Source organism: Tardiphaga sp. GW822-FHT04G09 (assembly GCF_058800725.1).
On the sequence record NZ_JBXAMO010000057.1, the window covers coordinates 1 to 706 of the forward strand.

Genomic DNA, 706 nt, shown 5'->3' on the forward strand with positions numbered 1-706 from the left:
TCGCGCACCATGTAGCCACTCTGCGGGTCGGTCCGCGAGACCTTGGTCTCCTTCTCCACCGGCTGGCGCTCTTTGGGCGCGAGCGGCTTCTTGTCGTGCTCTGCGCGGTCCTGATCGATGGCGACATCGAGCGCATCCCAGTAGTCGGCGCGCGATTTGGCGACTACGGCCTTGTCGTAGCGGTTCTTGTTGGCATTGGCCTTGAGATGCGTCGAGTCGGTGTACAGCACCGAGCCGTCGACCAGCCCTCTGGCGATTGCCTGCTCCACGATCGCATCGAAGATGTCCTGCGCTACGCTGGTGTCGTTATAGCGCCGCCGCCGGTTCTGGCTCAGCGTCGAGGCATCGAACACCGGATCGGTCAGTTGCAGCTGCAGGAACCAGCGATAGGCGACGTTGACCTGGATCTCCCGGACCAGTTGCCGTTCGGAGCGGATCCCGAACAGGTAGCCGATGAACAGCGCCTTGAACATCAAGGTCGGATCGAGCGGCGGGCGTCCGTTGTCCGGGCAATAAAGTCCGGTAACGCGGTCATGGATGAACGAAAAGTCGATCACGGCCTCGATCTTGCGAAGCAGGTGATCACGGGGGACCAGGCTGTCGAGCGTTACCATCTCAAGCGCGGTCTGTTGCGGCGAGGGTTTGCGAAGCATGACCCAGTGAATCAAAAGTCCCCGCCATTGGCGAGGACTTTGTCAGCGGTCTG

General features: G+C 61.5%; 1 protein-coding gene. It reads right to left on the reverse strand.

The features are described 5' to 3' along the window. A partial coding sequence (locus AC1RLZ_RS31170) for a transposase (RefSeq protein WP_493191816.1) occupies nucleotides 1–653 on the reverse strand: 653 nt, incomplete at its 3' end. Between the last annotated feature and the right edge of the window lie 53 nt (nucleotides 654–706).